The organism is Aeromicrobium sp. REDSEA-S38_B2 (assembly GCF_001628525.1).
Classification (GTDB): Bacteria; Actinomycetota; Actinomycetes; order Propionibacteriales; family Nocardioidaceae; genus Aeromicrobium; species Aeromicrobium erythreum.
In genome coordinates, this window is record NZ_LUNH01000021.1 from 78,368 (window position 1) to 88,122 (window position 9,755).

The following is a 9,755-nucleotide window of genomic DNA, read 5'->3' on the forward strand; positions in this document are numbered from 1 at the left end:
GATGCCCGAGTCCGGACCCCAGTTCGCGGCACCCCTCGACGTCCTCGTCGAGGGGACCGCGACCGCGGTCACCGTCGACGGCGTCGACGTCGCGCTGGTACGCGAGGGCGACGCGGTCTACGCGATCCGCGACGAGTGCTCGCACGCCGCGATCCCGCTGTCGGAGGGGGAGGTGGAGGGCTGCGAGATCGAGTGCTGGCTGCACGGGTCGCGCTTCGACGCCCGCACCGGCAAGCCCCTCAACCTGCCGGCCACCGAGGCCGTCCCCACCTACCCCACGACCATCACCGACGGACGCGTCCTGGTCGACGTGTCCGCCCCCACCAGGAGCTGAACCACATGAGCACCCTCGAGATCAAGAACCTGCACGTCTCGGTGAACACCGAGGACGGCGCGAAGGAGATCCTGCGCGGCGTCGACCTCACGGTCAACAGCGGCGAGGTCCACGCCATCATGGGCCCGAACGGCTCGGGCAAGTCGACCCTCGCGTACTCGATCGCCGGCCACCCCAAGTACACCGTCACCGACGGCGAGGTCCTGCTGGACGGCGAGAACATCCTCGAGCTCAGCGTCGACGAGCGCGCCCGCGCGGGCCTGTTCCTCGCGATGCAGTACCCCGTCGAGGTCCCCGGCGTGTCCGTCGCGAACTTCCTGCGCACCGCCAAGACCGCCATCGACGGCGAGGCCCCCAAGCTGCGCACCTGGGTCAAGGACGTCAACGCCGCCCTCGAGCGCGTCACCCTCGACCCGACGTTCGCGCAGCGCAGCGTCAACGAGGGCTTCTCCGGTGGTGAGAAGAAGCGTCACGAGATCGCCCAGCTCGAGCTGCTGAACCCCAAGTTCGCCGTGCTCGACGAGACCGACTCCGGCCTCGACATCGACGCCCTGCGCGTCGTGTCCGAGGGCGTCAACCGCTACACCGACCAGGGTGACCGCGGCGTCCTGCTGATCACGCACTACACGCGCATCCTGCAGTACATCAAGCCCGACTTCGTGCACGTCTTCGTCGCGGGCAGGCTGGCCGAGTCCGGCGGTCGCGAGCTGGCCGACCAGCTCGAGGCGGAGGGCTACGACAAGTACGTGAAGGCTGCGGTCTGACATGACCTACGACGTCGAGGCGGTCCGCAAGGACTTCCCCATCCTCGAGCGCACGCTGGCGGGCGACCACCCGCTGGTGTACCTCGACAGCGCCAACACGTCCCACAAGCCGCGCCAGGTGGTCGAGGCGATCGAGCAGCACTACCTGCAGCACAACGCGAACGTGGCGCGGGCGATGCACCAGCTCGGTGCCGAGGCCAGCGAGGCGTTCGAGCTGGGTCGCACCAAGGTGGCCGGCTTCATCGGCGCCGGTCGACGTGAGGAGGTCGTGTTCACCAAGAACGCGTCCGAGGCGCTGAACCTGGTGGCCCGCGTGCTCGGCGACGCCGGCACGGTGGGGGAGGGCGACGAGGTCGTCATCTCCGAGATGGAGCACCACTCCAACATCGTGCCGTGGCAGCTGCTCACGGAGCGCACCGGCGCGACGCTGCGCTGGTTCGGGGTCACCGACGAGGGACGCCTCGACCTCGACGACCTCGACACCCTGGTCACCGAGCGCACGAAGGTCGTCTCGCTCACCTGGGTCTCGAACATGCTCGGCACGATCAACCCCGTCGAGAAGGTCATCGCTCGGGCCCACGAGGTCGGCGCACTGGTCGTCATCGACGCCTCCCAGGCCGTGCCGCAGATCCCGGTCGACGTCAGCACGCTCGGCGCCGACTTCGTCGCCTTCACGGGTCACAAGATGGTCGGCCCGACGGGCATCGGCGTGCTGTGGGGCCGCTACGACCTGCTCGCGTCGCTGCCCCCGTTCCTGGGTGGCGGCGAGATGATCGAGACCGTCACGATGGAGCGGTCGACGTTCGCCGCGCCGCCGCACCGGTTCGAGGCCGGCACCCCGCCGATCGCGCAGTCCGTGGGGCTCGGCGCCGCGGTCGACTACCTGACGGCGCTCGGCATGGAGAACGTGGCCGCGCACGAGCAGACGATCACCGCGTACGCGCTGGAGCGCCTCCAGGAGGTCGACGGGCTCACGGTCGTCGGGCCGAAGGAGGCCGTGCAGCGCGGAGGGGCGATCAGCTTCACGCTCGACGACGTGCACCCGCACGACGTCGCCCAGCTGCTCGACTCCCGCGGCGTGGCGGTCCGCGCGGGACATCACTGCGCCAAGCCGGCCCACCAGCGGTTCGGGGTGCAGTCCACCACGCGCGCGTCGTTCTACCTGTACACGACCGAGGCCGAGATCGACGCGCTCGTCGACGCGGTTCGGCACACCCAGCAGTACTTCGGAGGCCGGTGACCATGGCCGACGCATCCCAGGTGGACGCGCTGTACCAGGAGATCATCCTCGACCACTACAAGCAGAAGCACGGCTCGGGCCTGCGCGACCCGTTCGAGTCCGAGGTGCACCACGTCAACCCGACGTGCGGCGACGAGGTGACCCTGCGGGTCCACCTCGACGCCGGCACCGTGTCCGACGTCTCCTACGACGCGGTCGGCTGCTCGATCAGCCAGGCGTCGGCGTCGGTGCTGAACGACCTCGTGGTCGGCAAGCCCGTCGACGACGCCTTCGCGACGCTCGATGCCTTCCAGGCCCTCATGCAGGGCAAGGGCGAGGTCGAGCCCGACGAGGACGTCCTCGAGGACGGCATCGCGTTCGCCGGTGTCGCCCAGTTCCCGGCGCGCGTGAAGTGCGCGCTGCTCTCGTGGATGGCGTTCAAGGACGCCACCAGCCAGGCTCTCAGCACCCAGGAGGACGCATGAGCACCCCGGACCACTCCGACCTGCCCGAGGTCGACCTGAACGCCCCGCAGGAGTCCGCCGTGTCGACGGCGACGAAGGACGAGGACGTCTGGGAGGCGATGAAGGACGTCGTCGACCCCGAGCTCGGCATCAACGTCGTCGACCTCGGCCTCGTGTACGGCGTCGACGTCGACGACCACAGCAACACTGTCCTGTCGATGACGCTGACCTCCGCGGCCTGCCCGCTGACCGACGTCATCGAGGACCAGACCCGCGCCGCCCTCGACGGCATCGTCAACGACTTCCGCATCGAGTGGGTCTGGATGCCGCCGTGGGGTCCGGACAAGATCACCGACGACGGCCGCGAGATGCTGCGGGCGCTGGGCTTCAACGTCGGCTGAGACCTGCCGCGACCTCCGACCCCGACTCCCGCGCATCGCGGGGGTCGGGGTCGGCTGCGTCGGAGGGTCGAGGGCCCGAAGTCCACGGCATGACCCACGTCTCGCGGTCACGATGCGGGGGAGCGGGGCTCGGGCCCGTAGACTGCTCCGGTGAGCTACTACCAGCGGGAGTGACGACCGGACCACGTCCGGCGTTCTCGCACACCCCCTGACCACGAAAGCTCCCCATGATCACCGTCAACGACGTGACGCTGCGCTTCGGCGCCCGCGTCCTCATGCAGAACGTCTCCTTCCGCGTCGACAAGGGCGACAAGATCGGCCTCGTCGGTCGCAACGGTGCCGGCAAGACCACCCTCACGCGCATGCTGTCCGGCGACGGCCAGCCCGCCGAGGGCAGCATCACGCTCAGCGGGAAGATCGGCTACCTGCCTCAGGACCCGAAGTCCGGCGACCTGTCGATCACGGCGCGCGACCGCATCCTCGGTGCCCGCGGCCTCGACGAGGCCCTCGCGACGATGCGCAAGGCCGAGCTCGACATGGGCTCGGCCGACCCCGACGTCGCCGAGCGGGCGATGAAGGCCTACGGCCGCGCCCAGGACGTGTTCTCGGCCGGCGGCGGGTACGCCGCCGAGGCGGAGGCCGCCACCATCTCCAACGCGCTCGGCCTGCCCGACCGCGTGCTCGACCAGCAGCTGCAGACGCTCTCCGGTGGTCAGCGTCGCCGCATCGAGCTGGCCCGCATCCTGTTCAGCGACGCCGACACGATGCTGCTGGACGAGCCGACCAACCACCTCGACGCCGACTCGATCACGTGGCTTCGCGGTTTCCTCAAGACGTTCTCCGGTGGTCTCGTGATCATCAGCCACGACGTCGACCTGGTCGAGGAGACGGTCAACAAGGTCTTCTACCTCGACGCCAACCGCGCGACGATCGACATCTACAACACCGGCTGGAAGCACTACCTGCGCCAGCGCGAGGCCGACGAGGCGCGGCGCAAGCGCGAGCGCGAGATCACGACGAAGACCGCCGAGCGGCTCGTCGCCCAGGGCAACAAGATGCGCGCGAAGGCCAGCAAGGCCAGCGCCGCGCAGCAGATGCTGCGCCGCGCCGAGCAGATGATGTCCGGCCTCGACGACGTCCGCCAGGCCGACAAGGTCGCCAAGATCGACTTCCCGAAGCCGGCTCCGTGCGGCAAGACCCCGCTCATGGCCCAGGGGCTCTCCAAGTCCTACGGCGCGCTGGAGATCTTCGCCGGCGTCGACCTGGCGATCGACAAGGGCAGCCGCGTGGTCGTGCTCGGCCTCAACGGCGCGGGCAAGACGACCCTGCTGCGGATGCTCGCCGGCACCCTGCAGTCCGACACCGGCGAGATCCAGCCGGGCCACGGGCTCAAGATCGGCTACTTCGCGCAGGAGCACGAGACGCTCGACATGGACCGCACGGTGCTCGAGAACATGCAGCGCTCCGCGCCGGAGCTCACCGACACCCAGGCGCGCAGCGTCCTCGGCGCGTTCCTGTTCTCCGGCGACGACACCGCGAAGCCGGCCAAGGTGCTCTCCGGCGGAGAGCGGACCCGCCTCGCGCTCGCGGGACTCATCGTCTCCAGCGCGAACGTGCTGCTGCTCGACGAGCCGACCAACAACCTCGACCCTGCCTCGCGCGAGGAGGTGCTCGACGCGATCCGCCGGTACGAGGGCGCGATCGTGCTCGTGTCCCACGACGAGGGCGCCGTGCGCGCGCTCGACCCCGACCGCGTGCTGCTCCTGCCCGACGGCGACGAGGACCTGTGGAACGACGGCTACGCCGAGCTGGTCTCCCTGGCCTGACCCGCGGCCCCCGTGCGAGGTCGGGGGCGTGACAGAGCCCGCCGTCCGGGTCTAAGGTCGTCAGACCACCAGGACCTGAGTCCCGACACCGGGAAGTCCGTGCAGGGCGGGCAGCCTGACGCCGGGGCGTCGAGGAGCTGCCATGGCCAACCGTCGGCACCACCGTCTCGTCGGACCGATACGCGCCTCCTGCGCCGCGGTGGTCCTGGTCGTGGTCGGGCTCGCCGTCACGGCACCCGACGCGGCCGACGCGGAGGACGACCAAGCGTCGATCACCTACTCGACGGAGTGGACCCAGACGGAGTCGGCCACCGTCACCGAGTCGGCCACCGTCGACGGCTACGTGGGATACGGGGAGGCGACCGCCAGCGCGACGGCCACCCGCACCGGGACCGCGACCGCCGCGACCCAGTGGGAGGCGTACTACGACGCCACCATGGACGCCTACGAGAAGGCCCGTGCCGCCGCCCTCGAGGAGGCCGACGCGCAGGCGCGTGCGCTGGCGCGGGAGCGGGCGGTGGCCGACGCCCAGGCCCAGGCCGACGCGGCGTCGTCCGGCGAGGGCACGGGTGCGCCGTCGTGCGGTGCGCAGCGCCTCAAGTCCGACGGCACGCCGTGGACGTGCACGTTCGCCGACGAGTTCAACGGCACCACCCTCGACACGTCGAGGTGGCAGCGGATCACGACCGAGGGTTCCAGCTTCAGCTACGGCGACTGCTTCCTGCCCGACGGCGACAACGTCGCCGTCCGAGACGGGGCGCTGCGCCTCACCACGCGCCGCGAGGCGTCGGACGTGACCTGCCGGGCCGGCGACCGCACGGTCACGACCCCGTGGACCTCCGGCTCGGTCAGCTCGCTGGGTCGCTTCTCCCAGACGTACGGCCGCTTCGAGTTCCGGGCCGCGATGCCCGCCGTCGACGGACCGGGCTTCCAGTCGGCGCTCTGGCTGGTCCCCGACGAGCCCACCCACTACGGAGGCTGGCCGTACTCCGGCGAGATCGACGTGGTCGAGTACTACGCCCAGTACCCGGACCGCCTGATCCCCGCACTGCACTACGGGTCCGCGTCGCCGTGGTCGACCCGCACGAACAACGACTGCCGGGTCTACGAGCCCAGCAGGTTCCACACGTACGGGCTCGAGTGGACGCCGACGACGCTGACCGTGACGATCGACGGCACCACGTGCCTGGAGCACCGCATCGACCCGGAGGAGCCGCTCACGGCGCCGCAACCCTTCGACCGACCGTTCAACCTCAACCTCACGCAGATGCTGGGCTCGGGGGAGAACAGCGTCCCCGAGGGGGCGACGGCGACGCCGAGGACGATGAGCGTCGACTACGTCAGGGTGTGGCGCTGACGTCCTCGCGGTCGCCGTCGCGCGTGGACGGCGGGCCACCGTGGCCCGCACGTCGCTCCAGCCACTCGATCCGCGCGAACCAGACGAAGCCGGCCAGCGCGAGCCCGGCGAAGAACCACCACTGCAGCCCGTAGAAGAAGTGCGGTCCGCCGCCGAGGTCGGGCTTCGGCTCCAGCTCGAGCCCGCCGGTGCTGGAGACGGAGCGGACCTGGCCGTCCACCGGCGTCGTCGCGTCGGCACCGGCGTTGCTGTCGGGCCGCAGCCAGCCCTGTACCGTGACGGTCCCGCTCGGTGGCGCGGGGACGTCGCTGGGGGCGGCCGCGGTGTTCGACGTCGGCACCCAACCGCGGTCGACCAGCACGGCGCTGCCGTCGTCGAGGAGCAGCGGCGTGACCACCTCGGCGCCGGGGCGCCCGTCGCGGGTGCTGAACTTCACCGTCACCTGCGACGTCGGGTCGTAGCGGCCCTGCGCGACGACCCGCGTCCACTCCAGGTCCTTCGTGACCTTCAGGCCGACCGGTGCCACCTGGTCGAGGGGGACGGGGTCGGCGGCCAGGTGCTGCTCGACCCGCTCGTTCGACTCGTGCCGGACCTCGCGCTTGTGCCACTGCCAGTCGCCCATGAGCACGCACACGACCGCGAGCGCCACGACGGCGAGGAAGAACCCGATCCACCGGGCGCTGAGCAGGAACCGCACGCCTCGAATCTAGCCGCCCGACACCAGCGGGCTCCGGCGAGGTTGGGTCCTCGCTCCTAGACTGGGGGGATGCAGCTCGGTGACAGACATGGACGTGTGGCCACCGACCTGCGGGTCTCGTTGACGGACCGCTGCAACCTGCGCTGCCAGTACTGCATGCCGGCCGAGGGGCTCGACTGGATGCCCACGGCCGAGGTGCTCACCGACGACGAGGTCGTCCGGCTGATCCACGTCGCCGTCACGCGTCTCGGCGTCGTCGACGTGCGGTTCACCGGCGGCGAGCCGCTGCTGCGTCGCGGACTGGCCTCGATCGTCGCGGCCACCAAGGCGATGCCGGGGTCGCCGCGCACCGCCATCACCACGAACGCCCTCGGGCTGAGCCGCACGGCCCACGCGCTGGCCGCCGCCGGCCTCGACCGGGTCAACGTCAGCCTCGACACCACCGACCCGGAGATGTTCCACCGGATCACGCTGCGCGACCGCTTCCACGACGTCGTCGCCGGGCTCGAGGCCGCCGCCGAGGCCGGGCTCACCCCCGTCAAGATCAACGCGGTGCTGCTGCGGGGCCTCAACGAGGACGAGGGGCCCGCGCTGCTGCGCTGGTGCATGGAGCGCGGCTACGAGCTGCGCTTCATCGAGCAGATGCCGCTCGACGCGCAGCACGGCTGGGACCGCAGCCGCATGATCACCGCCGACGAGATCCTCGCGCGACTCTCCGAGCACGTGACCCTCACGCCGCTGGACGGGCGGGGGAGCGCCCCGGCCGAGAAGTTCCAGGTCGACGGCGGCCCCCACACGGTGGGCATCATCGGGTCGGTCACGCGGCCGTTCTGCGCCGACTGCAACCGTGTCCGCCTGACCGCCGACGGCCAGGTGCGCACGTGCCTGTTCGCCCGCGAGGAGTCCGACCTGCGGGCCGCGCTGCGCGGGGGAGCCGACGACGACGAGCTGGCCCGCCGGTGGGTCGAGGCCATGTGGGGCAAGGCGGCCGGCCACGGCATCGACGACCCCACGTTCCTGCAGCCGTCGCGACCCATGTCGTCGATCGGCGGCTGAGGACCTCAACCCTCGAGCGGGAGCGTCTCCTTGTAGAAGCCGCGCGCGTCGAGGAAGCGCCGCAACGACTGCTCGTGCTCCTCGCACGCCAGCCACGTCTTGCGGCGGTCGGGCGTGTGGATCTTCGGGTTGTTCCACTCGATCCGGTGCAGGGCCGCTGCCGTGCACCCCTTGGCCGAGCAGACCAGCTCGTCAGTCACGCTCGGCACGGCGCTCCTCCGCGGGTCCGCCGCCGATCTGGCCGAACGGCTCGGGCTTCATGATGTCGGTGCCCTCACCCTTGGTGCGGACGCCGGCGTTGGCCAGGATCACCGAGGTGTAGGGCAGGAAGACCGCGCCCACCAGGAGCACGATCGCGAGCCACATGACGTGGTTCCAGGCGATCACGGCCCCGATGAAGCAGAGGGTGCGCACGCCCATGCTCAGGGCGTAGCGGAGCTCGCGGGACCCCAGCTCGTCGCTGTGCCCCTCGCTGGCCGAGGTGATCGAGTAGACCTGCTCGTCGCGGCTGCCAGCGGAGCCGGTCGACGAGCCCTTCGGCGGTGTGTGCTTCACCTCTCCAGCGTACGTCGCGTCAGGCGGACCCGCCGGGCGCCGGGACGTGAGGAGGAGGACACCGGCATGATGCTGTCATGAGCAACCGCACCTACCGCGTCACCGAGATCGTCGGCACCTCCCCGGAGGGCGTCACCCAGGCCATCGAGAACGGCATCCAGCGCGCCGGCCAGACCCTGCGCCACCTCGACTGGTTCGAGGTCGAGGGCATCCGCGGCGCCATCACCGACACCGACGTGTCGCACTACCAGGTGACGATGAAGATCGGCTTCCGCCTGGAGGACGACGAGTAGACCCCGTCAGGGTCCCGGCTGCGACGCCGCCGGGCCCGTCGGCTCCTCCTCGGCCGCGTCGGCGGCCTCGACCTCCTCGCGCGTGATGCCGAGCAGGTACATGACCGAGTCGAGGTACGGCACGTTGACCGACGTCTGCGCCTGGTCGCGGACCATCGGCTTGGCGTTGAACGCGATGCCCAGCCCCGCCGCGGCCAGCATGTCGAGGTCGTTGGCCCCGTCGCCGACCGCCACCGTGTTCTTCAGCCCGATGCGCGCCTCGGCGGCGAAGCGGCGCAGCGCCTCCGCCTTGCCGGCCCGGTCCACCACGGCACCCACGACGCCGCCCGTGAGTCGGCCGTCGACGACCTCCAGCTCGTTCGCCGCCCAGTAGTCGATGCCCAGGTCGTCGGCGATGCGCTCGATGATCTGGGTGAAGCCGCCGCTGACGAGCGCGAACCGGTAGCCGAGCCGCTTGAGGCTGCGCACCATCGTGCGCGCGCCGGGCGTGTACTCCAGGGCCGCGTAGACGTCGTCGAGCGCCGACGCCGGCACGCCCTCGAGCCGGGCCACGCGCTGGCGCAGCGACTCCTCGAAGTCGATCTCGCCCCGCATCGCCGACTCCGTGACCGCCGCGACCTCGTCGGCGCAGCCGGCGTGCTCGGCGAGCATCTCGATGACCTCGCCCTGGATGAGCGTGGAGTCGACGTCCATCACGACGAGCCGCTGGGCGTGGCGCAGGATGCCGCGCTCCTCGACGGCCACGTCGACGCCGTGCTCGAAGGCGGCCGCCGCGAGCTCGACCTGCAG

Annotated in this window: 13 protein-coding genes; 9 read left to right on the forward strand and 4 right to left on the reverse strand. The window is 70.9% G+C overall.

Going from position 1 to position 9,755, the window contains the following annotated elements:
- Nucleotide 1: 1 nt before the first annotated feature.
- The 7 genes from A6Q81_RS05300 to A6Q81_RS05330 all read left to right on the forward strand — a co-directional run bounded on the left by A6Q81_RS05300 (nucleotide 2) and on the right by A6Q81_RS05330 (nucleotide 6,365).
- On the forward strand, nucleotides 2–334 hold the full coding sequence (locus A6Q81_RS05300) for a non-heme iron oxygenase ferredoxin subunit (protein WP_253022086.1): 333 nt from the start codon (nucleotides 2–4) through the stop codon (nucleotides 332–334).
- 5 nt (nucleotides 335–339) lie between these two features.
- Nucleotides 340–1,098, forward strand: coding sequence for a Fe-S cluster assembly ATPase SufC (gene sufC, locus A6Q81_RS05305; RefSeq protein ID WP_067857633.1), 759 nt, complete (start codon nucleotides 340–342; stop codon nucleotides 1,096–1,098).
- A 1-nt stretch (nucleotide 1,099) separates the two neighbouring features.
- Nucleotides 1,100–2,338, forward strand: coding sequence for a cysteine desulfurase (locus tag A6Q81_RS05310; RefSeq protein ID WP_286689764.1), 1,239 nt, complete (start codon nucleotides 1,100–1,102; stop codon nucleotides 2,336–2,338).
- 2 nt (nucleotides 2,339–2,340) lie between these two features.
- Nucleotides 2,341–2,802 (forward strand): Fe-S cluster assembly sulfur transfer protein SufU, encoded by a 462-nt coding sequence (sufU, locus tag A6Q81_RS05315; protein ID WP_067857627.1) that lies wholly within the window; start codon nucleotides 2,341–2,343, stop codon nucleotides 2,800–2,802.
- Between the two features lie 20 nt (nucleotides 2,803–2,822).
- Complete coding sequence (locus A6Q81_RS05320; RefSeq protein ID WP_470207145.1) at nucleotides 2,823–3,182, forward strand: metal-sulfur cluster assembly factor; 360 nt, start codon at nucleotides 2,823–2,825, stop codon at nucleotides 3,180–3,182.
- Between the two features lie 227 nt (nucleotides 3,183–3,409).
- On the forward strand, nucleotides 3,410–5,008 hold the full coding sequence (locus A6Q81_RS05325; protein WP_067857621.1) for an ABC-F family ATP-binding cassette domain-containing protein: 1,599 nt from the start codon (nucleotides 3,410–3,412) through the stop codon (nucleotides 5,006–5,008).
- Between the two features lie 142 nt (nucleotides 5,009–5,150).
- Nucleotides 5,151–6,365 carry a glycoside hydrolase family 16 protein gene (locus tag A6Q81_RS05330; RefSeq protein WP_067857618.1) on the forward strand — a complete coding sequence of 405 codons (1,215 nt, stop codon included), beginning with the start codon at nucleotides 5,151–5,153 and terminating at the stop codon, nucleotides 6,363–6,365.
- Here A6Q81_RS05330 and A6Q81_RS05335 read toward each other — a convergent pair.
- Nucleotides 6,349–7,062, reverse strand: a complete 714-nt coding sequence (locus A6Q81_RS05335; protein ID WP_286689765.1) for an SURF1 family protein — start codon at nucleotides 7,060–7,062, stop codon at nucleotides 6,349–6,351. The two genes, A6Q81_RS05330 and A6Q81_RS05335, sit on opposite strands and share 17 nt — an antisense overlap.
- A 69-nt stretch (nucleotides 7,063–7,131) precedes the next feature.
- Here A6Q81_RS05335 and moaA point away from each other — a divergent pair, with 69 nt between their 5' ends.
- Nucleotides 7,132–8,118, forward strand: coding sequence for a GTP 3',8-cyclase MoaA (gene moaA / locus A6Q81_RS05340; protein ID WP_067857613.1), 987 nt, complete (start codon nucleotides 7,132–7,134; stop codon nucleotides 8,116–8,118).
- Between the two features lie 5 nt (nucleotides 8,119–8,123).
- On the opposite strand, the gene A6Q81_RS05345 is transcribed toward moaA, so the two are convergent.
- Together A6Q81_RS05345 and A6Q81_RS05350 are read right to left on the reverse strand one after the other, a co-directional pair.
- Nucleotides 8,124–8,327 carry an acetone carboxylase gene (locus tag A6Q81_RS05345; protein ID WP_067857610.1) on the reverse strand — a complete coding sequence of 68 codons (204 nt, stop codon included), beginning with the start codon at nucleotides 8,325–8,327 and terminating at the stop codon, nucleotides 8,124–8,126.
- Complete coding sequence (locus A6Q81_RS05350) at nucleotides 8,311–8,673, reverse strand: DUF3099 domain-containing protein (RefSeq protein WP_286689766.1); 363 nt, start codon at nucleotides 8,671–8,673, stop codon at nucleotides 8,311–8,313. The genes A6Q81_RS05345 and A6Q81_RS05350 overlap by 17 nt, the downstream gene beginning before the upstream one ends.
- A 77-nt stretch (nucleotides 8,674–8,750) precedes the next feature.
- On the opposite strand from A6Q81_RS05350, the gene A6Q81_RS05355 reads away from it, so the two are divergent.
- The gene (locus tag A6Q81_RS05355) at nucleotides 8,751–8,966 is read left to right on the forward strand and encodes a dodecin (protein ID WP_067857604.1); all 216 of its coding nucleotides are present in this window, start codon (nucleotides 8,751–8,753) and stop codon (nucleotides 8,964–8,966) included.
- Nucleotides 8,967–8,972: 6 nt separating this feature from the next.
- Here A6Q81_RS05355 and serB read toward each other — a convergent pair.
- The coding region (serB, locus tag A6Q81_RS05360) for a phosphoserine phosphatase SerB (RefSeq protein ID WP_286689767.1) at nucleotides 8,973–9,755 on the reverse strand (783 nt) is incomplete at its 5' end.

Coding starts and splice junctions, on each gene's coding strand:
- A6Q81_RS05300 (WP_253022086.1), top strand. CDS start 2: ATGCCCGAGTCCGGACCCCAGTTCGCGGCACCCCTCGACGTCCTCGTC.
- sufC (WP_067857633.1), top strand. CDS start 340: ATGAGCACCCTCGAGATCAAGAACCTGCACGTCTCGGTGAACACCGAG.
- A6Q81_RS05310 (WP_286689764.1), top strand. CDS start 1,100: ATGACCTACGACGTCGAGGCGGTCCGCAAGGACTTCCCCATCCTCGAG.
- sufU (WP_067857627.1), top strand. CDS start 2,341: ATGGCCGACGCATCCCAGGTGGACGCGCTGTACCAGGAGATCATCCTC.
- A6Q81_RS05325 (WP_067857621.1), top strand. CDS start 3,410: ATGATCACCGTCAACGACGTGACGCTGCGCTTCGGCGCCCGCGTCCTC.
- A6Q81_RS05330 (WP_067857618.1), top strand. CDS start 5,151: ATGGCCAACCGTCGGCACCACCGTCTCGTCGGACCGATACGCGCCTCC.
- moaA (WP_067857613.1), top strand. CDS start 7,132: ATGCAGCTCGGTGACAGACATGGACGTGTGGCCACCGACCTGCGGGTC.
- A6Q81_RS05355 (WP_067857604.1), top strand. CDS start 8,751: ATGAGCAACCGCACCTACCGCGTCACCGAGATCGTCGGCACCTCCCCG.